Annotated in this window: 21 protein-coding genes, 1 pseudogene and 1 other annotated feature; of the genes and pseudogenes, 17 read left to right on the top strand and 5 right to left on the bottom strand. The window is 35.7% G+C overall.

Annotation, left to right across the window (positions count from 1 at the left end; genetic code table 11):
- Positions 1-5 precede the first annotated feature (5 nt).
- Positions 6-1,451 (top strand): APC family permease, encoded by a 1,446-nt coding sequence (locus FC57_RS04135; RefSeq protein WP_040529394.1) that lies wholly within the window; start codon positions 6-8, stop codon positions 1,449-1,451.
- A gap of 440 nt (positions 1,452-1,891) precedes the next feature.
- Positions 1,892-3,442, top strand: a complete 1,551-nt coding sequence (locus FC57_RS04130; RefSeq protein ID WP_007125596.1) for a VirD4-like conjugal transfer protein, CD1115 family — start codon at positions 1,892-1,894, stop codon at positions 3,440-3,442.
- 75 nt (positions 3,443-3,517) lie between these two features.
- On the opposite strand, the pseudogene FC57_RS04125 reads toward FC57_RS04130, so the two are convergent.
- Positions 3,518-4,630: pseudogene (locus tag FC57_RS04125) on the bottom strand (glycosyltransferase).
- Between the two features lie 66 nt (positions 4,631-4,696).
- Here FC57_RS04125 and FC57_RS04120 point away from each other — a divergent pair.
- The 4 genes from FC57_RS04120 (at position 4,697) to FC57_RS04105 (ending at position 8,895) form a co-directional block, all read left to right on the top strand.
- Positions 4,697-5,587 (top strand): lysophospholipid acyltransferase family protein, encoded by an 891-nt coding sequence (locus FC57_RS04120; RefSeq protein ID WP_007125599.1) that lies wholly within the window; start codon positions 4,697-4,699, stop codon positions 5,585-5,587.
- Between the two features lie 50 nt (positions 5,588-5,637).
- Entirely contained in the window at positions 5,638-6,075 is a 438-nt protein-coding gene (locus tag FC57_RS04115; RefSeq protein WP_007125600.1) for a hypothetical protein, read from the top strand.
- Positions 6,076-6,279: 204 nt separating this feature from the next.
- Positions 6,280-6,517, top strand: a binding site (T-box leader).
- A 50-nt stretch (positions 6,518-6,567) separates the two neighbouring features.
- A complete protein-coding gene (gene mmuM, locus FC57_RS04110) occupies positions 6,568-7,488 on the top strand; it encodes a homocysteine S-methyltransferase (RefSeq protein WP_040529433.1) in 921 nt (306 codons plus the stop codon).
- A 12-nt stretch (positions 7,489-7,500) separates the two neighbouring features.
- Positions 7,501-8,895: an amino acid permease gene (locus FC57_RS04105; RefSeq protein WP_007125602.1), complete on the top strand. Its 1,395-nt coding sequence runs from the start codon at positions 7,501-7,503 to the stop codon at positions 8,893-8,895.
- A gap of 58 nt (positions 8,896-8,953) precedes the next feature.
- Here FC57_RS04105 and FC57_RS04100 read toward each other — a convergent pair whose 3' ends face one another.
- Both FC57_RS04100 and FC57_RS04095 read right to left on the bottom strand, forming a co-directional pair.
- Complete coding sequence (locus tag FC57_RS04100; protein WP_040529395.1) at positions 8,954-10,393, bottom strand: APC family permease; 1,440 nt, start codon at positions 10,391-10,393, stop codon at positions 8,954-8,956.
- A 220-nt stretch (positions 10,394-10,613) separates the two neighbouring features.
- A complete protein-coding gene (locus FC57_RS04095) occupies positions 10,614-11,546 on the bottom strand; it encodes a 2-dehydropantoate 2-reductase (protein WP_007125604.1) in 933 nt (310 codons plus the stop codon).
- A 133-nt stretch (positions 11,547-11,679) separates the two neighbouring features.
- Here FC57_RS04095 and FC57_RS04090 point away from each other — a divergent pair, with 133 nt between their 5' ends.
- The 4 genes from FC57_RS04090 to FC57_RS04075 all read left to right on the top strand — a co-directional run bounded on the left by FC57_RS04090 (position 11,680) and on the right by FC57_RS04075 (position 14,641).
- Positions 11,680-12,324: a nitroreductase family protein gene (locus FC57_RS04090; protein ID WP_040529396.1), complete on the top strand. Its 645-nt coding sequence runs from the start codon at positions 11,680-11,682 to the stop codon at positions 12,322-12,324.
- Positions 12,325-12,390: 66 nt separating this feature from the next.
- A complete protein-coding gene (locus FC57_RS04085; RefSeq protein ID WP_040529397.1) occupies positions 12,391-12,921 on the top strand; it encodes a hypothetical protein in 531 nt (176 codons plus the stop codon).
- Positions 12,922-13,038: 117 nt separating this feature from the next.
- The gene (locus FC57_RS04080) at positions 13,039-14,064 is read left to right on the top strand and encodes a hypothetical protein (protein WP_007125607.1); all 1,026 of its coding nucleotides are present in this window, start codon (positions 13,039-13,041) and stop codon (positions 14,062-14,064) included.
- Position 14,065: 1 nt separating this feature from the next.
- Positions 14,066-14,641: an AAA family ATPase gene (locus FC57_RS04075; protein WP_040529434.1), complete on the top strand. Its 576-nt coding sequence runs from the start codon at positions 14,066-14,068 to the stop codon at positions 14,639-14,641.
- 72 nt (positions 14,642-14,713) lie between these two features.
- On the opposite strand, the gene FC57_RS04070 is transcribed toward FC57_RS04075, so the two are convergent.
- Entirely contained in the window at positions 14,714-15,484 is a 771-nt protein-coding gene (locus FC57_RS04070; protein WP_007125609.1) for a MurR/RpiR family transcriptional regulator, read from the bottom strand.
- A 174-nt stretch (positions 15,485-15,658) separates the two neighbouring features.
- Here FC57_RS04070 and FC57_RS04065 point away from each other — a divergent pair, with 174 nt between their 5' ends.
- Together FC57_RS04065 and FC57_RS04060 are read left to right on the top strand one after the other, a co-directional pair.
- The gene (locus FC57_RS04065; protein WP_056990013.1) at positions 15,659-16,936 is read left to right on the top strand and encodes a PTS sugar transporter subunit IIC; all 1,278 of its coding nucleotides are present in this window, start codon (positions 15,659-15,661) and stop codon (positions 16,934-16,936) included.
- On the top strand, positions 16,933-17,763 hold the full coding sequence (locus tag FC57_RS04060) for a tyrosine-protein phosphatase (RefSeq protein WP_007125613.1): 831 nt from the start codon (positions 16,933-16,935) through the stop codon (positions 17,761-17,763). Before FC57_RS04065 ends, FC57_RS04060 begins: the two co-directional genes overlap by 4 nt.
- A 103-nt stretch (positions 17,764-17,866) precedes the next feature.
- Here the strand turns inward: FC57_RS04060 and FC57_RS04055 are convergent, their stop codons facing one another.
- Positions 17,867-18,697: an AraC family transcriptional regulator gene (locus FC57_RS04055; protein ID WP_007125614.1), complete on the bottom strand. Its 831-nt coding sequence runs from the start codon at positions 18,695-18,697 to the stop codon at positions 17,867-17,869.
- A gap of 147 nt (positions 18,698-18,844) precedes the next feature.
- Here FC57_RS04055 and FC57_RS04050 point away from each other — a divergent pair, with 147 nt between their 5' ends.
- The 5 genes from FC57_RS04050 to FC57_RS04030 all read left to right on the top strand — a co-directional run bounded on the left by FC57_RS04050 (position 18,845) and on the right by FC57_RS04030 (position 26,188).
- Complete coding sequence (locus FC57_RS04050) at positions 18,845-20,305, top strand: PTS transporter subunit EIIC (protein WP_007125615.1); 1,461 nt, start codon at positions 18,845-18,847, stop codon at positions 20,303-20,305.
- A gap of 14 nt (positions 20,306-20,319) precedes the next feature.
- Positions 20,320-21,846: a sucrose-6-phosphate hydrolase gene (locus tag FC57_RS04045; RefSeq protein ID WP_007125616.1), complete on the top strand. Its 1,527-nt coding sequence runs from the start codon at positions 20,320-20,322 to the stop codon at positions 21,844-21,846.
- Between the two features lie 6 nt (positions 21,847-21,852).
- Positions 21,853-24,066: an alpha-galactosidase gene (locus FC57_RS04040; protein ID WP_007125617.1), complete on the top strand. Its 2,214-nt coding sequence runs from the start codon at positions 21,853-21,855 to the stop codon at positions 24,064-24,066.
- Between the two features lie 93 nt (positions 24,067-24,159).
- Positions 24,160-24,735, top strand: coding sequence for a hypothetical protein (locus FC57_RS04035; RefSeq protein ID WP_236253638.1), 576 nt, complete (start codon positions 24,160-24,162; stop codon positions 24,733-24,735).
- A 19-nt stretch (positions 24,736-24,754) separates the two neighbouring features.
- A complete protein-coding gene (locus FC57_RS04030) occupies positions 24,755-26,188 on the top strand; it encodes a fibronectin type III domain-containing protein (protein ID WP_236695707.1) in 1,434 nt (477 codons plus the stop codon).
- Positions 26,189-26,243: the final 55 nt, after the last annotated feature.

Raw genomic sequence — 26,243 nt, 5'->3', positions numbered from 1 at the left:
AAAATTTGGATTCTTTTGATACTACGCATAAGCGTAAATTGATTTCTTGGCCTGTTTTGGCTTTGATGGATTTTGTCACCGTCATTGGTTTCGATGACATTATCTATAACTTTAAAAACCAAGGTTTAGCTACTATTTCTGAATGGATTATTATGCTGGCCTTGTATGTTGTGCCTTACGAAATGATGGTTGGCCAATTAGGAGCAACTTTCTCACATACAACAGGTGGCTTAACTTCTTGGATTCGCCACACATCAGGTGATAAGATGGGCTACTTCATGGCTTGGTCTGGTTGGGTTTGTGGCTTGCCATACTTGGTCGATGTTGCTAACTCGACAGTTGTTTCTTTTGGTTGGCTGTTTGCTGGTAATAACTCGTACGAAGATAAGATGAACAACTGGACTTTTGCTTTATTTACAGCAATAATCTTCATCATCTTTATCTTTTTCCAACACCGGTTTGCTAATTCATTACAGATTTTGTCTGTAATTGGTGGTGGGGCGATGTTTATTGTTACGGTTCTTTATATCATTATGACTTTTGCCTACTTGGGCAAAGGTGGTCATATTGGAACCCAACCATTTAATTTGCGGTCAATTTTTCCAACTTTTGATACGAAGTTCTTTACATCACTTGGTTTGTTCATCTTCGCAATGGATGGGGCAGAATTCGTAGCACCATATGTTACCGAGATGAAGAATGGTGCCCGTGATTTCCCTAAGGCGATGATTATGTTAGCTATTATGACTGGCTTCTTAACGGTCTTTGGTTCATTTGCTTTAGGCGTCTTCTTCAATGCGCATCATTTACCAAATGATTTAAAGATGAACGGTTCATATTATGCTTTTGAAGCAATGGGTAAGGACTTTGGCTTGGGCAAGTTCTTCCTCTATCTGTTTATTGTCACACAAGCAATTTACATGATTGCTCAGTTGGCAATGTTAGTTGATGGGATGTCACGTGAATTCTTATCAGATACGGCGAAGAAGTATTTGCCAAAGGGCTTGACTAAGAAGGATAAAAACGGATTGCCAATTCATGGATATTGGCTAACGACCTTGCTTTGTTCTTTCATCATGTTCTCTTCAGCAACGTTGCCTAACATTAATTCTATTTTTAATCAGTTGTTAAACTTGAACGGTATTATCGACCCATTTACTACTTCATTTATTTTCTGGGCTTTCATTAAGATTAGGGAAGATCAGAAGAAATATCCATCAAGTTATGTCTATATTAAAAATAGACGCAAGGCATTGGTCATGGGTTGGTGGTGCTTCTTACTAACCTTGGTAGCCGCATTTGGTTCAATTTTCCAGGTCGATGCTCCAACCGGATCGGCTGAGTATTATCAGACAATTTTCTTGAATGTCTTTGAATCCTTTGTCTTATTAGGATTAGGTTTGCTTTTGCCAGTGATTGCTAAATGGCAAAGAAAACATGATAAGGCTTAAATAATTAGTTAAATAAATAAGAAAATCACGTCTAAAAAACGTGATTTTTTTATTGTCAAAATACTTGTATTTACCCCTCATTGTGCTATTATATAGTTCCGCTGATTAATATCAGCGAAGCAGAATTATAAATAAAAATAGAGATAGGAATATAGAATCCATTAATTTGGAAAAAATAGGGTATTAATCAAAGAATTAATACCGATATGGAGAGAAAAGAAATAGGAAGTATTTGAAAGGAAATTCTGCACACAAATTTGGAATGACTAATTTTCCAAGGGTGTAGTGTATCCAATTTCAGGCTTCCGGCTCTCATGTATTCCTATCTCTATTTTTGTCTATAATTCTGCTCTTTTTTATACACTTAAGGTGGTGATTTTATGTAGTAAAAGTCGTGTCGTTGGTCGTTGTTGTGCAGTAGCTAGAAAGAAGATTTTCCTATGCAAAAAATTGGTTTTAGCAATCATTCTCGTTCAAACGAAACTGAATCAAAGGCCTCATGGCAAAACAAGTATAGTCGCCAAGCCACGATCTTTGGCAAGAAGACTTTTCTACCACTAGACCTAGAACGGGCTTTGAACGACAACACATTAGTTATCGGAACTAGTGGGACAGGCAAAACTTATTCTTTCCTGGAACCTAACTTGCTTCAGGCAAACAGCAATTATGTGATCGCTGATGCCAAAGGCAGCATCCTTTCTGAAATTGGATCTAGTCTAAAGCAGATGGGGTATAATCTGCAGGTGTTGAATTTGGTTAACTTGGATCATTCGATGACCTTTAATCCGTTAACTAACCTGCATTCTGATCAAGATGTAGTAAAATTTGCGGAACAGGTAATGACTACTGATGTGGCTGGTCGTACCAATACTGGCCAAGAGATTGATGTCTTTTGGAAGAATGCGGCTGAAGCATTATTTGAGGCGATAATCTTTTTCATTAGAGATGAATTGCCTGAAGAAGAGCAAACGATGGCTACAGTTAATAGACTTTTTAAGATCGTAACGCTGAAGCCAGATCGAATTGATACAGCCTTTTCAATTTTGAATTCTAAAGAAAGTGACTATTATTTTGATGATTATACTACTGACTCAGATGATAACCGCTTAATTGGCGATTACTTATTTGACTGGGTACGCGAAAATGATCCGGATTCAACTTCAATTAGGATGTGGGATCAAGTCAGAGGTATGGCTGGTTCGCCGAGAACTTGGAGTAGCGTCGTCGGTATTTTAGGTTCGGACATGGCTGCTTATAATTTACGCGATGTTGAAAATCTTCTTTCTGGTAATCAGATTCAATTTGCCAAGTTATTAGAACCAAAGAATGCTTTATTTGTTCTTTATGATGATGCAGATAGCTCTAAGAACTTTTTGTCAAATATCTTATATGCTCAATTGATTAAATTTCTGTATCACGAATCACGCAAGTATAAGCATCAAGCATTACCGGAAAAAGTGCGTTTCTTCTTGGATGACTTCAAAAATGTCAATATTCCAGGCTTTGAAGACATCTTGGCCACTGCAAGAAGTCGTAACATTTCGATTTGTATGTTGTTGCAAGATGAATCACAACTGCGGGCTAAGTTCGGACCGGCCACGCCAAGTGTAATTGGCAACTGTTCCGCATATTTGCTTACAGGAACAACGGATCTGACTATGGCACAAACTGCATCGCAGCGTTTTGACCTATCCACTACGAGTATTCGCAGGATGGCACGCGAAAACTTCTTATTGGATGTTAGTGGTTATACTGCGATAACTAAACGATACGACTATCATGATCATCCTAACTATAAAGGTGGTTATTATGATTTTGAAAAAGAATTGGTTACTCCGCAGGATCAGGCTGAGAATGAAGGGCTTGAAAAGATCATGATGTATTTGCCGCATGAACAAAATCGTGTGGACGATGCCGAAAATCTTTTTGGCAACGATTACGATTCGGATGACGACGATTTATTTACTATTATTGGTAATTCGGACAATTAAATGACTTTTTGGTATGAAGCGGTTATGAAAACTAGAAAAGGTTTGGTTCAAATTAATGAACTAAACCTTTTTGCTTTACCTTAAAATTAATTTTTCTAAATTGCCTATAGCAGTTTTTGCAGATCTAGCCACGCTCAAAGTCTTACTATATTTACGGTATTCTTGGCGCATTTTTATTAATTTTTGGGGATGCTCAAACCAATAGTCAATTCTTTGTGCAAGAATTTTACTATCATTTGCTGGAAAACGATTATTTGGAGTTAAAGCATAACTAACGGTAGAAGAAAGTGGACTATCCGCAATTACAGGAACACAGCCGCTAGCGAATGCTTCCATGCAAGCCATTCCTTCGATTTCAACGTCTGCACAATGTACAACTAGATCTGCTTGAGACATAATTTTTCTTAATTTAGCTGGTGGGTAATATTGCATATCTGGTTTTTGAGGAAGTTAGCTAGCCAGCTTTTCGTATTCTTTTTTAAGAGGTCCTTGCCCCGCAAAAATGAGTCGAATTTCTGATGAATGCTTAGCCAATTGCATTGCTTTGAATAAGGTATCTTGTTTTTTCTCATGTGAGAATCTGCCGATACATAAAATAGTGAAGGGATGCCCAACCTTGTCTTTATGAGAATTATTAATAAATTTGTCGCTAATACCATTGGACACGACGAAAAGTTTTTGCTTAAAGTGGTGCTGGTTTAACCACTTAGCCACTTTTGCTGTAGGTACTTGCAATGCATCACAGTTTTTAAAAGATTTTTCTCTAAAGAAAAGCATAAAGCACCAATTACCTAATCGATTATTGAGGAATGGTACTGAAGCTGTAACATTTTGCGGATAAATATGAAAAGTTCCGATTACCGGTTTACCTTGTTTTTTTGCTAATTTGGCAGCTCGCCAAGAAACTGGAAAGGGCGTTTCAATTTGGATAATATCAGCCCAAGTAACTGCTTTTATTAGAGTTTTTCTAATTGGTTTGGCAAAATGAAAACCTTGTTTAGCAATCAGTCCATGGATAAAAGGAATATTTATTTTTAATTCTGGAACAGGATAGTCAGCTTTTTCACCTGTTGAAAGAACTCGGACTTCTTGTCCCATTTTTTTATATTCATGGACAAACCGTTGGGTTGAAATGCACATTCCGTTGCTTTGATTGAAGTAATCATCAATTACAATTAAGATTCTCATAATTCTCCCTTGATGTGTTGATAGAAAAAGTTCGTTATAATGTAACCATAGATTTGGAGATAAAATATGATCTTTGGTTTTCATCGACGACAAGTTATAAATAATATTAAGAAAAATGTAGCTAAAAAGCAATTTGATGCTAAAGCCGAACTACATGACCCTGTTTTAAATAATAAAGAAACTAACAAGATAGTAAGCAAATACTGGCAGTATACCAAAACTATCAGTTATCGATTATTTAATCCGCTTGTTCGCGCCGTTTTTAATATAGCATCTCAGATTTTGACTGGACGTTGCAGTATTGATGGAATAGAAAACTTACCTGATAGTCCCACTGCATTTATTACGGGTAATCATTACAATCAATTTGATGTGTTGCTAATAGGAAAATTAGTGTTAAAGAAACGTCAGCGTCTTTTTATTGTGGTTGAGGCAAGCAATTTAGCTATGCCACATCTGATCGGCTGGGCTGTGCGAAATTTTAATTTACTGCCGATTGATCATGATTTTCATTACTTAAGTCGTATTTTTCCTAAAAAGCTGGCTAAAGTGCTAAGTAAACCTAGCTGGATATTGATCTATCCTGAAGAAGAATTATGGTTTAACTATCGCAAGCCTCGTCCTCTGAAAAAAGGTGCTTATTACTATGCTGCTAAGTTTAACCAACCTATCATTTCAACCTTTACGGAAATTCAAGCAACATCTAAACGTGAATTATTCCAACGAGATTTTTATAAGACAAAGAAAATTCTCCATATTTTGCCTACGATTTATCCTAATCCTGATTTGAAGATTAGAGAGAATATGCAAAGAATGGCAGAGATTGATTATCGTCAAAAGAAAGCGGCATATGAGAAATACTATCATCGCAAGCTAACAATTGATTTTAGCTATGAAGATATTGCTGGTTTTAGTCCGCAAAATCATTCATTTAATAAAAAGATTGATGATAGTTAGTGAAAAAATGTATCATTAAAAAGTAATATCAAATAGAAAGAGAAGTAAATATGTTAAAAGATCAAAAGAAGTTTGACCAACTGGGTGAAAAACTGTTTATGAAGGGTGTTTTGCAAAACTTTGAGCAAAAGCATGGTCCAATTAAAGGTAGAATGATGGTCACCGAAGGCAAGATCCCACCTGAAATGCTTATGAAATTACAACCTGAATTGATGAAAAATCCAAAATTCATTGTGGTTGAAGGTAGCTTTGACTTTTCAAATTACATGATCGGTATGATTATCGGTCTTAACCCTGTTCGTCCACTAGCTAATGGCTGGTTGATTCCACAATTGAACCATCCTGGTATTAAGCCTACTAAGAATTGGCAAGAATTCTTTATGGAAAAAGTCATGGAGAAAATTGATGATAATGGAAAGATCGATTTGCCTATCTATAGCTGGATTTCTGATAAAAGCGATTTAACTTTGAGCGATAAGGAAAAGTAAATTGCACTTGAAGTGAATAAAAATCTGATTTTTATTTTTAAAGAATGGCTTGGTTATAGGGATCTTTTAGTGTGTTCTCCACGTATGTGGAGGTAAATTCTTAATATATCAAGTAATCAACTAATCTACAGGATTTTGTCCTGTAGATTTTTTATATTTCATTTGACAATTAAAAATTTCGAGAGTAAGATAATTAACAAATAATTAAAAGATTTTGAAAAGCAGAGTAATCAATCAAATTTTATTACAGAGAATTGCTGTTAGATGAGAAGCATATAAATGAAATTGATGAACATGGGCTTGGATGTCAGTGTTAGTGATATTTAGCTAGCAACGGCGCTGTGAACCGTTATACGTCACAAACTATTATTGTAGTTAATGAGATCTGCTGTGTGAGCAGTAGATGAAGTAAAGGTGGCAACACGAAGCACTCGTCCTTTTGGGATGAGTGCTTTTTTGTTTTTATTAAAAAATGAGAAAGAAGTGGGTAGAATGAGTTTAATTGACGATGCTAAATCAGGAATTGTTTTAGATGGTGCAATGTCTGATGAATTGGAAAAACAAGGAGTAGAAACTGACAATAAGCTATGGACGGCAACTGCATTAGTTGATCAACTTAACAAAGTCTATAATGCTCATCAAGACTATTTTAGAGCAGGTGCGGAATTAGTAATTACTGATACTTACCAAGCAAATGTCCAAGCCTTTGAAGAAGCAGGTTATTCCGAAAAAGAAGCTGAAAAGTTTATTAAGAATGCTGTCAAGATTGCCAAAAAAGCTCGGGATGATTATCAAAAAGAAACCGGCAAACATAATTATGTAGCTGGAACAATTGGTTCTTATGGTGCCTTTTTGGCAGATGGAAATGAGTATCGAGGTGAATATAATCTTTCTGAAAAGGAATATCTAGACTTTCATTTACCTCGTCTAAAGCTAGTTTTGGAAGAGAAACCAGATTTAATTGCATTAGAAACGCAGCCTAAAATTACGGAACCAGTAGCTGTTTTGAACTGGCTACAAAAGAATCATTCTAATATACCTGTTTATGTCAGCTTTACTTTAAAAGATACGAAACATATTAGTGATGGAACTTCGATTGAGCAGGCTACTCAAGAAGTAAGCAAATATAAGCAAGTCTTTGCAATTGGCATTAATTGTGTAAGCCCAAAATTAGTTGATCAAGCTCTGAAAGAATTTGCTAAATATACAGCCAAGCCTTTAGTTGTATATCCAAATTTGGGTGCAACATATGATCCTAAGATAAAGAAATGGCGTTCCTTTAAGGAAAAATTTGATTTTGCGGAATTGACCCAGAAATGGTATGAAGACGGTGCTCGTCTAATCGGGGGATGCTGTACAACCGGTCCTAAAGAAATTAAGGAGATTAGACAGTCGATTGATAAATTAAGATAGGAGGAGAATAGTATGGCTTATAAAACACACTTAAAGAGAAAGATGGAAACACGTCATATCCGAATGATTTCTCTCGGTGGAGTCATTGGTACAGGATTATTTCTTAGTTCAGGATATACGATTCATGAAGCTGGACCATTGGGCACAGTTATTGCCTATTTAGTTGGCGCTTTGATTGTGTTTGCGGTCATGCTTTGTCTAGGAGAGCTTTCAGTGGCTATGCCTTATACAGGTGCTTTTCATGTTTATGCTAAAAAATATATTGGTCCGTCAACTGGGTTTGTGGTCGCGATTCTTTATTGGCTAACTTGGACAATAGCTCTAGGATCTGAATTTACAGCTGCTGGATTAATTATGCAGAAATGGTTTCCTCATGTGCCGGTGTGGATTTGGAGTTTAGCTTGTATGATTCTAATTTTTTTAAGCAACTTCTTTTCTGTTAAAGTTTTTGCCGAAAGTGAATTTTGGTTTGCGGCAATTAAAGTATTTGCAATTGTTGCCTTCATCATTCTTGGTGTTTTAGCAATTACGGGGATTTTGCCAGTTAAAGGCTTTAATCATGCACCTTGCTTAGTTAATTTCTATAAAAATGGTTGGTTTCCTAACGGTTTTAGTGGTGTATTCACAACAATGTTGACAGTTAATTTTGCCTTTTCTGGGACAGAATTAATTGGTATTACAGCGGGAGAAGCAGAAAATCCACAAAAAGCAATTCCCAGTGCAATCAAAACAACGCTTTGGCGATTGGTAATTTTCTTCATTGGCAGTATTGTGGTAATGGCTGCTTTAATTCCTTATAAAGTTGCTGGAGTTACTCAAAGTCCGTTTGTTTATGTCTTAGATTTAATTCATGTTCCTTTTGCTGCTAATATCATGAACTTTGTTGTCTTAACGGCAATTGTTTCGGCAGCTAACTCAGGTCTTTATGCTTCTACTAGAATGCTGTGGTCCTTAAGCAATGAAGGAACTATACCTAAAGTTTTTCAAAAGACTGGTAAAAATGGTGTGCCAACATTAGCACTAGTTGTTAGCATGCTAGGTGGAATTTTTGCATTGATTTCAAGTAAGGTAGCTGCTAGTACCGTATATTTAGTATTGGTTTCTATTTCAGGCTTAGCAGTGGTAATTGTTTGGATGGCGATTGCATGGGCAGAACTCAATTTTAGAAAACAATTTCTCAAAGATGGACATCATTTGAGTGAATTAAAATATAGAACACCTTGGTATCCTGTAGTTCCATATTTTGCTTTCTTTGCAAGTTTATTTTCTTGCATACTAATTTGGTTTGACCCAACACAACGAGTAGCGTTGTATTATACTATTCCGTTTGTGGCAATTTGCTATTTAGTACATTATTTATGGCGTAAGTTTGATAAAAATTTGAGATTAGCAGAAGAAGAAAAGTAAAACAAAAAGTTTAGCTCAAAATTAAAGCTAAACTTTTTTCTACCTATAAAATATTTATCTAACCAATCCTGGCATCTTCATGTTTCTTAATAGCTGGTAAAATTAAACCTAATGCCGTTAAAACAATAGGTGTCAAAATGTTAAGCAACAAAGTCATTGGATCAGTTGAGTAGATGCCCATCAGACAACAAATTGCAGTGACGAAGAAACACCAGATACCTGCGGTGTAGGCTAACCATTGATGTTTCGTCATCTTATAAAAACTCTTGAATTGTTTCTGATGTTTTCTCAAAGCTACATAGGCAGCGAATACCCAAAGGTAACGGAGTGGCATAGTAGTTGAGTTAAGTTTTACCAATTGAGCCATCACTGCTTGAGCATTTGGCAATAAAGCTTGAGCAACGATCAAGCCACCGGAAAGGATGACGACCATCCAAATACCATTGATATAGGCGCCATGTTTGTTTAGTTTCAAGAGCTTCTTTGGAACATAAAGTTTTGCTTCACGGCTACCTAGCAACATTCTTAACGGAGCATCGATGCTTAAAACCAAAGTTGAGAATTGACCGATGACGTTGCACCAAGCATAGATTTTCATAAACAAACCACCAACGTGGTAGTACTTTCCAAGTCGATCAAAGGCCATATAAGTACCGTTTGATACATATTCATTAAAGTGAGCGTTAATAACTTTAGGATCGAACATTAATGCTAATGCAAAAGTTCCTAGAATAGCTGATACCATAACCATTGCAGCTAAGGCAAACATTGATTTAGGGAAGTTCCGGAAAGGATCTTTCAATCTATTAACATATGGTGAAATCTTTTCGCATCCGCCGACACTAAATACTAGAATAGACAGTGAGGTTAAGTATTTTAAATTGAAGTTAGGAAGTAAGTTCTTCCAGTTTAAGTTAATACTGTAAAAACTAGCATGTGGGTTAATTGCAGGAGCTGCATACATCATTAGAATAAAAAGAATTGACATAATGAAGGTTGAAGTACCGGCAATTGTTGCTAGAGTCTTTAAAACAGGTACACCACGGCTAGTTACCCAGCAAAAGAATAGGAAGATAACCAAAGTAGCAAATTGTGTAGTGACTGTTGGTAAACTATCGTACCATTGAGTATTACCAGCGATGCCCCATGACATAGCTCTTAATCCACCTGTACCTTTACTAGAAATATAAACAACGTGGCAAGCCCAATAGGTCCAACCTGCATAGTAGGCCCATTTAACACCCATGGTTTCGTTAACCCAGGATGAAACACCACCTTCGGAGTCTTTAAACGTAGCACCAAGTTCCCCAACCATTAATGCATAGGGGATAAAGTAGAGCAGAAACATAAGGGCCCAACTGAAAATTATCTTGGTACCATCGAAGTAGACATAACCATTAACAACGTTACCAAATCCCCAAACTGTGGAGAAAGCCATCATTGCCAATGTTATCCAAAGCATTTTCTTAGCTTGTTTCTTTTGCTGCGCTTCAACCATCATGATCATCTCCTTATTCTTGAGATGACTAAAATAAGCAGACATTAATAATATTATTAATGTATCCGCTTACATTATAACATGATTTGCTATATGAAATTGACAAAATTAACAGAAAATATTAATGAATATATTATATATTACTAATAAAATATATAAAGAAAGCACCAATAACTATACTTGAGATAGCTATTGGTGCTTAAATTTTTGTGATCATAGATTATTTAACTTTGAGGATATCTTCTTTGGCGTGGATTAATCTAGTAATGAATGCACAGTATGGTGTAGGCACACTATGTTTTAATCCTTTGCGCCAAACAGCTCCATCAATGTAATCGATCTCTGTCGGGCGGTTATTTTGTACCAGGTCTTGGTACATTGAAGGATAGTGAGGCGTATCAAATAAACTTTCAACATGTTGAATGACTTCGCTGCGATCTAAGTTTACGCCTTCATATTGAGCAACATCTGCAAATTCTTGCACAATATTTCTGGTTAGTTCGTCAGCTTCCTTAGTATGACCGAACTCTTTGCAGTTTGCACCAAGCAGAGCACATAGTGCATTAACCACACCGTTTACGCAAGCTTTACGCCAAATTGAATACATTACATTTTCGCTGTAGCAGGCGTTAAGCTCAGCATCACTCAGAATTTTGACGATTTCTTTAGTCTCGTCTTTACCTTTAGGATCAAGACATTGAATTTCCACATTACCGTTTTCATTGGCAAAAGTAATGTGACCTGGAGCGGTCATCATGGAAGCCCACATTGTAACACCCATAATGATATGATCCCGAGTCACAAATTTTGCTAGTACATCTTCATGACCAAGTCCATTGAGCAAGCAAAGTACATAGGTATCTTTACTAATGATTGGCTTTAAACTGTTCAGCATGTTTTCCAGTTGCATGGACTTAGTGAATACGATGAGTAAATCAACATTTTCTTTTTGTTCATCAATTTCTGATGGACTATAAATTGGCATTTTTTCTGCGATTTCTTCATTTTTGACTCTAGCTACTACGCCGTTTTCTCGCACAGCAGCAATATTTCTGTCCCAAGTATCGATTAAGATAACGTCATTGCCAGCTTTCTTTAAATGCCAGCCGAACTTTGAGCCCATAGCTCCAGCTCCAGCAATTGCAATTTTCATAAATTTAGCCTCCTAAATAAATTAGTAATCGCTTTCAGCATAAGATAAAATGGATAAATTAGCAATTGAAAAGAATGCTATAAATAAGTTATTATGGAAGTATGTAAACGGTATCATGCTTTGGAGGCTTATTATGGCTATTATTAATAATGATTTTCATGATGTTTTAACTGGAAGACATTCTGTACGTAGATTTGATCCGTCAGTAAAAATTAGTCATGAAGAAATGACAGAAATGCTTAAGGAAACAATTACTGCACCATCTGCATGTAATTTACAGGCGTGGAAATTTGTGGTTGTTGATACTGACGAAGGAAGAGAAAAGCTGCATAAATATTTTATGAAGTTCAACTTTCCACAGATTGATAAAAGTTCAGCAATTGTTCTATTCTTTGGCAATACTTTAGCTTTTAAAAAGTATAGTAAATTATGGCATAGCATGTATGAAGCTAAGAAAGTTACTAAAGAAGCTATGGATGCTGCTTTAAATACTTTCATGCCATTATATGAAAAGGCACCAAGAGAAATGTTAGTTGCTGATTCAATGGTTGATACTTCACTTGCTGCAATGCAGTTTATGTTGATAGCTCGTGAGCATGGTTACGATACTAATGCAATGGCTGGATACGATTCAACTAAAGCTGCAACTACAATGGGGCTTGATCCTAAGCAGTATGTTCCAGTGATGGCAATTGCTATTGGTAAACATGATCCCAAGGCAGAAGCCGAGATTGCTACGACTAGATATCCAATTTCAGATTTAGTTGATTTTGAATAGTTGCTTATTTATATAGAAATAGTTTATAATTATAGATGAAAAAACTAATAATAGGAGGGATCTATTATGAGGAAGAGATATTTGTTTTTGATGTCATTAGTTGCATTTTTTAGCATTTTCTTTGTAGGGATGCAAAGTCAAAATGTTCATGCAGCTAGTCAATATGGTATTACTCGTAAATATACAACACCTAAGGCAACTCAGGGAACTTGGTACTATCGTGAAACTGACAAGTTCAGTAGTGATAAAAAGACCATTCATACTTTGAAGATTACTACTCACACTGCTGACAAGAATAAGTTGTATGTACCTTCACAAAAATTCTTTAAGAAGAATGTATATAATGTTTCTTCAAAGAAGCGTAATGCTTTTATCAAGAAAGTTATGAAGAAGAACATTTATGCAGCTTACAACTTTAAGAAGGGCTTTAACGTTAACAACTGGGTTAACTTGGCTGGTGACGGTGTTTACTACATCCCTGTAACCAGAACTGTTAAAGGTAAGAAAGTAAAGGCTTTAAAGATTGCCACTGGTGCTGATCAACATGCTAGCGCTTATGCATTCAAGACCAAGGCTTTAGCTAAGGCTGCTAAGTAATAGAAATCTTATTTTAATGAATATTTTAAAAAGACATAGTTAGATATTACTCTAACTATGTCTTTTGGAGTACACGAGAAGTGGTAAAATGTCGTTGATTAGAAAGTCGAGGATGAAATGAAAAAGATTTGGAAAATATCAGTAATTTTACTAGCTGGTCTAGCTTTAGCCGGCTGCAGTCAAAAACCGAAGCAAAAAACTGCATCATCTAAAGGCAGTGCAACTATCAAAGTAACTAAGAATAAGAAACAGCCTACAAAGATGGGGCACTTATCAGATCAAGATCTAAGTCCACAAAAAACAGTGGCGGTTATAGTGGCATATGCTGGTGATCGCTATTCTGGCAGTTGGAACAAGGCTTTGCTTGATGGTAAGCAAAACGGTATTGAAGTCGATTTAAAGAATCAGTCAGATTATTCATATATGAACGAAGGCAGTGGCGTAGCCTATATGGTATCGGCAGATGCTGGATATACTCTTAAACAAGTGAATGGAGAAAATATTTATTATCTCTTTTCAAACGGTAAAAAGTTAGGATCCGTTACCATGAAGCAAATGGTTGATTATTTGAATAAACGTGACTCAGATAGTTTGGTAAATAATTTAGCTCAAAATGCTAAAGTGAACGATGAGCGTTCAGATTCAAGCGAGGATTCTTCAGCTTCTGCTGGTAAAAAATCAAACTTACCAGGAGACGACGGATTGTTTAATGTACCAACTGAATTTCAAGGTACTTGGTATACTTATATTGATGATAAAATGTCTATTATTAAAATAAGTCAAAACAAAATCAACGTTGATAATTACGTACAAGAATTGCATAAAGTCAAAGCTGGTTTTCTTGATAAATATACTTATGGTGATATGTCTGCATCATATCATAAAGCAACCAAAAATTGGGGAATGGCTGGTATGGGAAATCAAAGTGTTCATGGAATAAATTACATGAATGTCCGTGGTTGGATGCAGGAAGCAGGTGATGGAGACTTCTATGGCCTACATACTGAGAAAGGTCAATCTGTTTTAGTACTTGCTCAAGGAGCCGGTCCATGGGTAAGTGGCGTTGCCTGGAAGACGCCACAACTTGCTCAACAATATAAGCATAAGAAATTTAAGGATTTGTATTACCAAGATGACCAATAATATGAAAAGGATACCGTTAATCTTAATGCTAGGGCCACAAGCTTCAGGTAAATCCAGTTTCATTAAGATGAACGATTTACAAAACTATACTATCTCAGCCGATGAGATCAGAATTCGTTTAAATGGGATTAATTCAAATAATGGGCATCCCCAAATAAACTTTGTGGGTCAAACTGAAAAAATCGTGTGGCAAATTTTTAATCAAATACTGCAAACACGGTTACAAAATGGGTTACCAACTATTGTCGATAATACAAATTTAGGCGGGCATGGATTTAATCCAATTAATGATATCTTGAAAAGAGTACCGGATAATTACCAAGTGTATGTGATCGATTGTTTTAAGCCACTACTGGATGCCAATGATCCACTAAGTAAGGAATCATTAACCCATGCGTTAAAAATTCTAGACCAACGCAATCGAGATCGGGAATATTCAGTAAATATGGATATCATTCAACGTTTTGTTGATTATTATGCTCATTTCGAAATACCAAATGAAGTAAAAGTGATTAGCTCTGCTGATCTGCAGAAAGCACAGGATTTGATTGATCTTGTTTTAAATTTTAATAAGTAAAAGAATAAAAGGACCTGTTCCAGAATAATATTGGAATAGGTCCTTATTTTAATTTAAGAGAGCATTATTTAACTATTTTTTCTGTAGGTGACTAATATATTCTCTTATTACAAAATCTACAACATATCCTAATGGCAAGTAGGATCGAATATTTCTATGATTTGTGGGATTTTTTATTGGTGTAAGATAATAAAACAAATTATATGTAGCAAGATCTGACAACTCATTATCAGAAAAGCTAGTAAAACTAATAATTGGTACTTGTGATAGGTTTAAAATCTTTACAGCATCTATCAAAACCGGAGTCTTACCGGTGGTAGAAGCTATGATAAAGCATGAAGTCGATTTCGCAGTATATATAACTGATTGGAATTCACTTTGCCCAGATAGAAAAATAACGGGTACATTAACTAACGCCATTAAATTTCGTGATAATTCTCTCATATAATTATTCTGGCTATGGCCTGTTCCGTAAACGTAAATTGCGGTTGCAGTATCAAAAAGTTTATTAATCGGTTTAAAGTTCATTTGCAGGAGAAGACTATTAGTTTTTGCTATATCAATATTTTGATTCTTTAAAACGCCATATTCATTTGATTCTATCTTTTTAACTAGATCATTTTTTAAGTCTAGACGCATTGCAGCAAAACTATCGTATCCAATCTTCTTAACTAATTTGGAAATAAAAGAACTTGAAAAGTGTGTTTCTTTTGCTAATTCTGAAATAGTTTTTCGATTAATAGTATCTGCATTTTTATGTATGTATTGTAAGACGGTTAGTTCATTTGTTGTTAACTTATTTTTTGTCTTAACGACTTTTTCATCAAAACTATTGATTGCCATTACATTCACCTTCTTTAAATTTATTTTACTACTTAAGGAAAATATTTTCCTTAAAGGAAAATATATACAAAATTATGGAATGGAGTATAAACTAGTTGATTCTAATTTATTTAATTTAAAAGATGATACTATAAAGATGAATTGAAAATCCTAGTCTGATGGGAGGGATGACCTATGAATAAGAAGTTTACGACAAAGTTGCAATCAATAATGGGAAAATTTGCTTCTAATAAAGTACTTTCTTCAATATCAAATGGTATAATTCGATTATTACCTGTTACTATGGTAGGTTCCATTTGTGCTATTTTTCAAAATTTAGCTTTTAATGGCTATCAAACGTTTTTAAAGCAAAGTGGCATAGGTAATATTTTAAATGCTGGTGTTGCATTATCTACTAATCTTATTTCAATGTATGTTTTGATATCACTAGCTTACGAATATGCTGGTAAACTTAACGGAAATAAAATAAATGCTGTCATTATGGCAGTTATGTCATTCTTTATGTTAACCCCTATAGGTAATTTTACAGTTAAAAAAGCTGCAATTTCAGGTTTAGATCTATCATACTTAGGGGCTAAAGGTATGTTTGTGGCTATGGTAGTATCACTTTTAATTACTTACATTTATTGCAAGTTAGAAAAGAATAAGAAACTAACAATAAAAATGCCAGCGAGTGTTCCTCCTGCTGTATCTACTTCTTTTACAGCTTTAATTCCAGCTATTATTATTGGAGCCGGAGTTTTAGTAATAAGATTCTTATTTACTCTAACTCCATGGAATGATATTCATAATATGTTATATACCTTGATTCAAACGCCCCTTGAACATTTAGGAAGATCTATTTGGGCACTGTTATTCTTACTATTCTTATCAGAAGTATTATGGTTCTTTGGTATTCATGGTAGTATGGCAACTTCTGCTATAACTTATACTTTATATCAACCTCTAGAATTACAAAACCTAGCTGCCTTTTCTGCAGGTCATGCTTTACCAAACATCATTACTTTATCCTTTATTGATGTATTTAAAGGTTCACGACACTTAGCTCTTGCAGTACTTCTATTAATAATTTGTCATAGTAGGCATATGAAGTCTGTAGGTAAAGTTGCAGTAGTACCAGCCTTATTTGGAATTAGTGAACCAATGAAATTTGGTATTCCTATGATTTTAAACCCAGTTTTATTCATTCCGATGACGTTAACACCAGTTGTTAATGTAGCTATGGCATATTTTGCTACTTATTTCAATTTGATTCCTAGAATGACCGGTATTAGAATTCCTTGGAATTTCTTAATTGTCAGTGGATTCTTAGCTGGCGACTGGCGGACAGCAGTTTTACAAGTACTTCAATTTATAGTTGATTTAGCTATGTATTATCCATTTGTAAAATTCTTAGATAAACAAATGCAGAAACGTGAATTAGATGGTATTGCGGAGGTGGAAAGTAAATGATGGAAAAGCTCAAGATAAAGTCAGATCACCTCATTAAATTAAATGGTACCTTCAATACACGTGATCTGGGCGGATATTCAACCATTTCAGGAAAGATTATTAAGAGCAAGCGTTTGTTACGTTCTGATGATCTTTACAAACTGACTTCAAGCGATATTAATGTTTTGGTCGATGATTATCATCTTAACACTATCATTGACTTTAGAAATTCTAATGAACGTCAAAAACGACCTGACAAACTCATCCCCGGAGCAAATTATTATATTTTATCACCTGATGATGAAACGGCAGTTATTGCTAGTAGCAGTTTAAATGATGATAGAAGAAAGATAGATCATTTAATCTCCTTAAATAGACAAGGTAAATTAATCCTTGACAATGATGGTTTAAAAAAGGGAATGATAAATTTTGTTACCCAATCTTCCTCCCAAACTATTTATCGAAAAATGTTGGATTTATGTATAGCTCGACCAGATGCGGTAGTCTTAGAACATTGTCGTGGAGGCAAAGATAGAACAGGTTATGGTACTGCCTTGATTCTTTTTGCTTTAGGCGTTGATAGTCAAACAGTTATTAAAGATTATTTAATGACAGCACATTATAATAATCAAAGAAATAAGCGTAGGATGGATGAATATCGCAGATATACTAATGATAGAACTATTCTAGAGTATTTAGCTAGCGCAATGGCTACTAGAAGAGAAGTTATTCAAGCAGGTATTGATAAAATGACTGAGTTGGCTGGTTCACCAATCCAATATATTGAGACCGTGTTAGGCTTTGATAAAGAGCATATAAAAATTATGCGACAAATGTATTTAGAATAAAAATTCATATTTAATCCAATTAAAAATTCTCGAAAATGTCATTTAAAAGTAAAAGGAAATGATCTGAAAAGTATAATTAATACATTTCAGATCATTTTTTGCGTTAATTCAAATATTTCTTCTTATAGTCACTAGGGGAGATGCCATATTTTTTCTTAAAAAATCTAAAGAAGCTTTGATAACTCAAGAAGCCACAAGATAATGCCACATATTCCACTGTATTTTCTTTTGATTTAAGCATTTCACTAGCCTTATTTAACCTATAATTAGTAATAAACTCTTGTGGGTTAGTTTGACTATGTTTCTTAAAAATCCGAAATAGATAAGAACGATCGATATTCAAGTACCGTACTAAATCATGGACACTGATTTGCTCTTCATAGTTATTAGCAATATAACGTAAAGCACGATCATAGATATCACTAGTTGTCGTTACATTCTTGTGAGGATTCTCTTTAGGAAAATGAAGTTCTAAAGCATTCAAGATGGCAAACATCTTAGACTGATAATAAAAATCTTGTGGACCTGAATTTTGTGAATATTCAACGATGTCAATTACATCTTGAAAAACAGTAGGCAGGTCTTGCTGGGACATAATGGGATTCTTGTATGATAGATTGATTCTTTTCATGTATTTGGGTACTAGATTGCCTATAAATCTGACCCAGTAAAAAGTCCAAGGATCATTCTCATCTGCCTCCATATAAGTGGTTTTATGAGGCTGAATATAAAAGATGTCGCCTTTCTTTAAATGATAGACTTTCCCATCGCTTTTAAAAATTCCGTGACCACTGGTCACGCAATGAATCATATAACCAGATCTACCCATTGGACCGTAACTATGTTTAGGATGGGGCTTTTCAAAACCACCTGAAGAAATATAGAACTGTGCATTATAAGATTGATTGTTAAATCCCCAACGATAATATTTCATCTTGATCACCTATGCAACATTTTAACATATTCTATCAACAAAGTAATATTGTGAAACCGGTTGCACAAATATATGATATAGACAGTTAAAGAAATAAAACTTAACCAAAAGATTTACTCAAAAGGTTGATAGATAGGGGAAATTACAATGAGTAAAAATGAAGAGAAAGACTTTAAGCAGATCGCTGACGCAGTTGTTCCTGCAATTGGCGGTAAAGATAATGCGGTCGAAGCTTTTCACTGTGCAACTCGTTTACGCATCAATTTAAAAGATGTGTCCAAAGTTAACACAGATGGTTTAGCTGACTTGCCATTAGTTAAAGGTGTTAACCTAAACACCACAAGCAATCAGTTGCAATTGATTATCGGACCAGGATTGGTTGATCGTGCGACTGCTTACTTTGTAAAATATACTGGTATTCCAGCTCAATCAAATCAAGATGATACTGGTGATACGCCAGAAAAGGATAATCAAACAGGTAAGAAGCGGAATTGGTTCCAAGAATTCTTGGATGACTTAACTGGCGTGTTTACTGAGGTTCTGCCAGCTATCTTGGCCGGAGGTATTTTAATCGGTCTGAATAACTTGTTAACTCAAAGAATTTTCGGACCTGAAGCTCTGACCAAGATGTTCCCAGGAATATCTGGTATCAGTCAAATTATTGGTATTGGCGCCGGTGGAATCTTCGCAATGCTTCCATTAATCATTGCATATTCTGCTACTAAACGTTATGGTGGTCGTCCAGTTTTAGGTTTGGCTATTGGTACGGTTATGATGTCACAATCATTGCCTTCAATGTCTGATGTAGCAACCAAGGCTGCTAAACCAATGATTGCCAACGTCTTTGGCTGGCAAGTTTCAATGACTAGCTTTGGTGGTCAAATTATTGTTGCTTTGATCATGGGTTGGTTAGTTGCTAAGCTTGATAACTACTTCCAAAAGCATTTGCCAGGCGTTATCCAATTCGTTTTGGCTCCTATGTTAACCATTTTGATCTCATCACTCGCTTTATTCTTAATCGTTGGACCAATTGGTGTAACTCTTTCAAACTGGATTACTACTGGACTTCTTTGGGTTGCTAACACTCTTGGCGTATTTGGTTATGCAGCATTCTCAGGCGTACAACAATTAATCGTTATTACTGGTTTGCACAACATGTTTGGTGCTGTCGAAACACAATTGATTGCTACAACCGGTCATGACTTCTTGAACCCATTAATGTCAGTTGCTTTGATGGGCCAAGGTGGTGGCGTTATCGCTTACTTCATCTTGAACCGTAAAAACAAGAAGGCTAAGGAAATTTCAATTTCCGCATTCTTCTCAATTCTATTCGGTATTTCAGAACCTGCTATCTTTGGTATCAACTTAGTTAAGAAGTACCCATTAATTGGTGGCTGTATCGGTGGTGCCATCGCAGGTGCTTATGTTTACCTCACTAAATTAACTGCTGTTGCTTTTGGTACTACCGGTGTAACAGGTATTGCTATTGCAGCTCCACAGAATAATGGTTATGTAAACTACTTCATCGCTAACTTAATTGGATTGGTATTTGGTTGCATCTTCTCATTAGTAATGGCTAAATTCATTAATCCTGATAAGAACAAGTAAAAGGACACAAGAAAATGACGAATCGTAGAGCAAATTTTATTAATATGGTTAAACATCTCGCTGATGTGCCTGAAAAAAACGTTGAACGTGAAATAAATTTGACTAAAGAAAGTCCATATCGACAAGGCTATCACGTAGAAAGTGAAAGTGGCTCTTTGGGTGATCCTAATGGTTTCTCTTACTTCAATCATCAATATCATTTGTTCTACCAATGGTCGCCACTGGCTTTTAGTCAAACGCCACATTATACGCAACATGGCTGGAAGCATTTGGTTTCTAAAAACTTAGTAGATTGGCAAGATTTAGGCGCTGGCATTGAAAGTGACACTGTTTTAGACAAACATGGCACATATTCAGGCAGCGCCTTGCCTGTAGGTGATCAACTTTTCTTAATGTACACCGGTAACACCTGGACAAATACAGAAAGTGAAGATGATTGGCATCGGGTTCCATATCAAGTGGGAGCCATGATGGATAAGGATAACCATGTAGAGAAGTGGATGCAGCCTTTATTGACTGGTCCGCTTGAAGGATATACCGGTCACTTTCGTGATCCGAAGATTTTTAAAAAGAATGATGAATATTATGCAGTTCTTGGTATTCAACGTGAAAATCTAACAGGTAGTGCATTGCTGGTTAAGAGTTCAGACTTGCATGATTGGCAAATCGTTGGTGAAGTCAAAGCAAAGCATGAAGATTTTGGTTACATGTGGGAATGTCCTGACTATTATGAACTTGATAATCATGGTGTATTAGAGTTTTGCCCACAGGGACTTGAAAGTCAAGGCAATAAATTTAAAAACATTTATCAAAATGGCTACCTAATTGGTCAAAAAATGAATCTAAAATCTGGTGAATTCAATTGTGGTCATTTTCATGAACTTGATAAAGGTTTCGATTTTTATGCTATGCAAACAATGCGGGATACAAAAGGCCGTAAAATCTTAATGGCTTGGATGGGTTTGCCAGAAATTAAGTATCCAACTGAAAAGTATCACTATACTGGTTGTATGATTTTCCCACGCGAATTACATGTCAAAAATGGTTTAATTGTGCAAAAACCCGTAGATGAAATCAAAGATTTGTATCAAGAGGAGTATGACAGTGAACTTACTCTTGATGAAAAGTTGGTTGAGATTAAGGCAGAGGAGAATAATCGTCGTGACATCAAGTTGGAACTCGATTGTTCTCAGGCTTATGATACTGTGTTAGATTTGTTTGCTAATGAAGATAATACTCAACATTTGCGTCTGATTTTTAATCATAAAAAACAAGAATTCATCGTTAACCGTAGCAATTGTGGAATTGCAATTGCGGAAACTTACGGAGTTGAAAGAAGTTGTCATTTAAATTTAGATCAAAAAATTATAGTTAGAATCCTCCAAGACACTTCTTCAGCTGAAATCTTTTTGAATGATGGTCAAGATGTATTTTCAATGAGAGTATTTACAGCTAAAGATAACCATAGAATTTTTGCTAGCAGCCATAATGGCTCTGCCAAGTTGAGAGCTGAAATTCATCAGTTAAGAAATAGAAGGTAGCAGAAGATGATCGATTGTAATAATAACTTTTTCCATCTCTACAATGAAAAAATAAGTTATCTGTTCTATGTAATGCCCAATCATCAATTAGGCCATCTTTATTATGGTAAAAACTTGGGGCAACTAAGTCAGGGTGAGCTAGAATATTTAGCTGATCATTCTAATCGTGGTGCTGAAATCACTGAGTATGATCCGAAAATGAAGGATTTTTCTCTAGGTGATAGGATGCAAGAATATCCAGTCTTTGGTACTTCAGATTTTCGTGAGGGGGCATTGGATATTAAACTTGGGCAGGAACAGGTTTATCCAGATTTTAAATATGATCATTATGAGATTAGTCGTGGTAAGAAGAGAAATGAATCTTACCCTGCTTCATACGGTGATGATGCTGAGAATTTGATCATTTATTTAAAGGATGAAGATCATGGGCTCGACCTTAAATTGACTTATAGTATATTTTCTGATGTTGCTGCAGTAGTTAGAAAAGCTGAGATTCACAATTATAGTGATCAGCAGTATTTCATTGAAAATATGCAGAGTGGCGTCCTTGATTTACCTGAATCGAATTATGATTTTCTACAATTATCTGGTGCTTGGATTAAGGAACGACATATTAGAAGACGACCACTTGAACAAGGCATTACGAAAGTCGAATCTTTGCGCGGTGCAACAAGTCATCAAGCTAATCCTTTTGTAGCCTTAGTTGATAAGAATGTGTCTAATGATCACGGTGAAATTTTTGCCAGCAATTTGATTTATTCTGGTAACTTTGTCAGTCAAGTTCAGGTAGATGAATGGCATACTAGTCGTTTAATGACTGGTGTTAATCCGCAGTATTTTACGTGGCAGCTTGATAGTGGCGAAAATTTTGCTGTACCAGAAGCGGTACTTTTCTATACTCCAGCTGGTTATAATGGCTTGATGCAGGAAACGCATACTTTTGCAAAAAAGCATGTAATTGCGCAAAAATGGCTGCATGAAAAACGCCCGATTGTAATTAACAACTGGGAAGCAACATATTTTGACTTTGATGAAGAAAAGTTGATGCGCCTTGCTAGGAAGGCAAAAGAAGTTGGCATTGAATGCTTTGTCTTAGATGATGGCTGGTTTGGCAAGCGAGATAACGATCATAGTTCTTTAGGGAATTGGACTATTAATCGGAAAAAGTTTCCATTAGGATTGGAACATTTTAGTAAGCAGATTCATGAGCTGGGGATGCAATTTGGTTTATGGTTTGAACCAGAAATGGTTTCAGCTGATGCCCCAATTTATCAAAAACATCCCGAATGGGTGGTACGTCATCCATATCAACGAGCTTCAATTGGTAGAAATCAATATGTGCTTGATTTTGCTAACCCAGAAGTAGTCAATAATATTTTTAACCAGATGAAAACGGTAATTGAAAAGGCAAAAGTTGACTTCGTCAAGTGGGACATGAATCGTCATATTACGGAAGCCTATTCTGCTTACCTCGCTCAAAAGAAGCGTCCACAAGGTGAATTCTATTATCGCTATATTTTGGGCGTTTATGATTTGTATCATAAATTGTTAAATGCTTTTCCAGATTTATTAATTGAAGGCTGTGCCAGTGGCGGCGGTCGTTATGATCTTGGAATCATGTATTATAGTCCCCAGATCTGGCCGAGTGATGATAGTGATGCAGGCGAAAGATTAGATATTATGTCTGGTACTTTGCTAGCTTATCCTTTATCCACTTTCAGCAACCATGTTTCAGCAGTCCCCAATCATCAGACAGGAAGAAAAACTAGTTTGACCTTTAGGCAAAACTTTAATTCATTTGGCCCTTTAGGATATGAACTAGACCTTAATAAGCTCTCCGATGATGAGCTTACTGCGATTAAGAATCATATTACATGGTATAAAGAAAAACGTGATTTGCTAGTCAACGGACAATTTGATCAATTACTGCCAATAGGGGATGAGCACAACACTTATGCTTGGAGCGTAAGCAATGATGATGAACAGGTAGTTGGTTTTTATCGTAAATTAGCTAAGCCAAACGAAACTTTAGACCATTACTTGAAATTGAAGAATGTCGACTTCAAAGCAGATTATCAAATTAGAGATCATGTTTTAAAAGGTAAGTTCTTAGCAGAAGTTGGCTTGAGATTGCCTTATCAATTGAATGGTTGGAATCAGGCTATGGCGCAACTAGCAGGAGATTTCCAATCTTACATTTACGATGTTAAGAAGATTTAACTTAAACTGAAGAGTCAGCATACTATAGAATGCTATGGTATGCTGGCTTTTTGTTATAATAAATATAAGAAATACGTTAACAAGGAAGATAAAATGAAAACATTAACTTTACAGTATACAATTAGTCAAAAAGGTTGGACAGATGTAAGACAGAACGGCAAGATCAGCATTGATGAGCAATCATATTTGCTTAATGCGATTCGTACACAAGATCAATATTTCAAGAATATCTATCTTGAACAATATCTGTTGCAAAAGATTATTAAAGATACTTTACCAGAAGCAAAGAAGCCGATTTTGGCTAAAAAGATACCGATCTCTTGTACACCATTTCCAGAACATGTGACCGAAATGCCAGATGCCGGTGAAATTTTGTTGGAACTTGAAGTTCCAGAGAATGAGGTTGTATCAGTTGATTATCGTACTTGGCTTTATTTAGCTAGCGAAGTAAATAAGACAGTTGAAAAGTACAATAGCATGAAAGATATGAATACAATCTTGAAATTGCCTGAAAAGGAATTAAAGATTGATAAGATGATGCGAGTTCAATTGCTTGATGTGTTAAATCCAGCTAAGACAATGAACTTTATCCCTGAACTCAAGTTAGATCAAGTCAAGAAGGCTTATCAGACGGCTGATGGTCAACTTGAAGAACTTGAGGATTATTAAGCAGAAGAAGGTTAAAACTATGAAGAGGAGAGGCTATTTAATCGGTGCAGTAGTTGCTGGTGCATTGCTTTTTAGTTTAAACACTAACGTTCAAGCTGCAATAGTACCAATTTCTGGTAATGCAACTAGCTATGTGAGAAAAGGTAATCAGTACCGTTTCTATTTCAAGGCACCAACTAGATTAACTGTTACCACCAAGGCAAAATATAAGATCCTTAATACTTCAAACTGGAAATGCATCCCTTATAAGGGTAAAAACAAGAATACCAAGGTCTTCTATTTGCGTTCTGGTCATTACAATTTGACTACTAAATCTGGTAAAAATGTAAAGATTAAAACTAGCGCTACACGGATTACCAAGATCAGAAATAAGCTGGAGACTTTCTCTCATAAAACTTATCCAACTACAATCCGCTATCCGGAAGCTATCCCACTTAAAATGGGTCAGACAGTTACTGGTCTGAGCAACATGTATCATAGTGACAAGCTGAATACAACGAATATATATAAATTCACGCTGGATAAAGATCAAAAGGTAACAATGAATATGTCTGTCCAGCCAGTGTATGAGAATAGTCGGTCAAATATTTTTAACACTAATAATATTCAAATTGTGCAGGACACAGATTATGGTTATGCATTAAATCAGTGGGAAACAAAAGGAACCCTAAAGAATGGACAATATTCCTGGAATTTAGAGAAAGAAACTTATTATCTGGAAAAAGGTACTGCTCGTGGTCGTTTCAGCTTTAAGTTGTCTAGTGAAGATACTAATGCTCTTCCAAGTACGCCTAAGTTGACTAAGGTTAGCTCAACTGAAGATGGAATCAAAGTTGATTATACGAAGGCTGATAATGCGACCGGTTATGGGATTTATGGCTCTTCTGTAAGGCGGCATAAGTCAAAAGATCTTTTACTCGATGCTGCACCGATGATTGGGCATAGTAATTTCACTCCTGACAGTAAATATCCTGATGTTTTAACTCAGACAATTTCAAAGAATAGACTGATTAACGGTGAAACTTACGATATTGCTGTTCGTGCAGTGAATGATGAAGAAAGACTAAGCTTTAGCCCAGTTTCAGCAAATCAAAAGTTTACTTACTATATTCCTCTCAAGGGCAGTCATGAGAAACCAAAGACACCAACGCTTAAGGTTAGTTATTATGACGACCATGGTTCAGATGAACCGTATATTGACATTGAATGGGACGTTAACCCAGAAGCTGACAGCTATGAGATTCAATATAGTTTGAAAGGCAGCAATAAGTGGGCAACCTTCTTTAGCAAAGCTAGAAGCGGTGACATAGTAGACGATCCAACGAATGATTTTGGACAAGACTTTAAGAAGGATCAAGTTTACGAAGTTCGCGTTCGTACACTCCACAGTAATTTGATCAGTGACTGGTCCGAGGTTAAGACGGCTCGTGTTGATGTTACACCGAATAGGTAGAAAATAGGTAAAAATGTCTTTTGATTAGGTTATTTAACTTAGTCGAGAGACTTTT

This window comes from Lactobacillus ultunensis DSM 16047, assembly GCF_001436305.1.
Lineage (GTDB): Bacteria > Bacillota > Bacilli > Lactobacillales > Lactobacillaceae > Lactobacillus > Lactobacillus ultunensis.
This window is presented reverse-complemented; position numbering and strand designations above follow the sequence as displayed.

Coding starts and splice junctions, on each gene's coding strand:
- FC57_RS04130 (WP_007125596.1), top strand. CDS start 1,892: ATGCAAAAAATTGGTTTTAGCAATCATTCTCGTTCAAACGAAACTGAA.
- FC57_RS04120 (WP_007125599.1), top strand. CDS start 4,697: ATGATCTTTGGTTTTCATCGACGACAAGTTATAAATAATATTAAGAAA.
- FC57_RS04115 (WP_007125600.1), top strand. CDS start 5,638: ATGTTAAAAGATCAAAAGAAGTTTGACCAACTGGGTGAAAAACTGTTT.
- mmuM (WP_040529433.1), top strand. CDS start 6,568: ATGAGTTTAATTGACGATGCTAAATCAGGAATTGTTTTAGATGGTGCA.
- FC57_RS04105 (WP_007125602.1), top strand. CDS start 7,501: ATGGCTTATAAAACACACTTAAAGAGAAAGATGGAAACACGTCATATC.
- FC57_RS04100 (WP_040529395.1), bottom strand. CDS start 10,393: ATGGTTGAAGCGCAGCAAAAGAAACAAGCTAAGAAAATGCTTTGGATA.
- FC57_RS04095 (WP_007125604.1), bottom strand. CDS start 11,546: ATGAAAATTGCAATTGCTGGAGCTGGAGCTATGGGCTCAAAGTTCGGC.
- FC57_RS04090 (WP_040529396.1), top strand. CDS start 11,680: ATGGCTATTATTAATAATGATTTTCATGATGTTTTAACTGGAAGACAT.
- FC57_RS04085 (WP_040529397.1), top strand. CDS start 12,391: ATGAGGAAGAGATATTTGTTTTTGATGTCATTAGTTGCATTTTTTAGC.
- FC57_RS04080 (WP_007125607.1), top strand. CDS start 13,039: ATGAAAAAGATTTGGAAAATATCAGTAATTTTACTAGCTGGTCTAGCT.
- FC57_RS04075 (WP_040529434.1), top strand. CDS start 14,066: ATGAAAAGGATACCGTTAATCTTAATGCTAGGGCCACAAGCTTCAGGT.
- FC57_RS04070 (WP_007125609.1), bottom strand. CDS start 15,484: ATGGCAATCAATAGTTTTGATGAAAAAGTCGTTAAGACAAAAAATAAG.
- FC57_RS04065 (WP_056990013.1), top strand. CDS start 15,659: ATGAATAAGAAGTTTACGACAAAGTTGCAATCAATAATGGGAAAATTT.
- FC57_RS04060 (WP_007125613.1), top strand. CDS start 16,933: ATGATGGAAAAGCTCAAGATAAAGTCAGATCACCTCATTAAATTAAAT.
- FC57_RS04055 (WP_007125614.1), bottom strand. CDS start 18,697: ATGAAATATTATCGTTGGGGATTTAACAATCAATCTTATAATGCACAG.
- FC57_RS04050 (WP_007125615.1), top strand. CDS start 18,845: ATGAGTAAAAATGAAGAGAAAGACTTTAAGCAGATCGCTGACGCAGTT.
- FC57_RS04045 (WP_007125616.1), top strand. CDS start 20,320: ATGACGAATCGTAGAGCAAATTTTATTAATATGGTTAAACATCTCGCT.
- FC57_RS04040 (WP_007125617.1), top strand. CDS start 21,853: ATGATCGATTGTAATAATAACTTTTTCCATCTCTACAATGAAAAAATA.
- FC57_RS04035 (WP_236253638.1), top strand. CDS start 24,160: ATGAAAACATTAACTTTACAGTATACAATTAGTCAAAAAGGTTGGACA.
- FC57_RS04030 (WP_236695707.1), top strand. CDS start 24,755: ATGAAGAGGAGAGGCTATTTAATCGGTGCAGTAGTTGCTGGTGCATTG.